At 52.9% G+C, this 221-nt stretch carries 1 pseudogene; it reads left to right on the top strand.

Features of this window, described 5'->3' with window-relative positions:
* Positions 1-221, top strand: a pseudogene (locus ACTHSP_RS24320) (hypothetical protein); the annotation flags it as partial.

The raw sequence follows: 221 nt of genomic DNA on the forward strand, positions 1-221 counted from the left end.
GACAGCCTCATCAGCGAAGCCCTGATTCCGCAAGTGCGCACCATCGCGACTTTGATTGCCGCAGAGCGCCACGACTTTAATCAAAGCAGCCCCAACGTTTTTACTGATGAAGCGGATTTCTTCGCAGCGCGTATTTTGGTTTTGGGCGTACGCCGTTTCCATTTGGATATTACCCTGCTGCCTATGCTCAAAACCGCCAACAAACGCGCCGAAGCTTTCGC

Source organism: Neisseria sp. P0001.S005, from assembly GCF_051963715.1.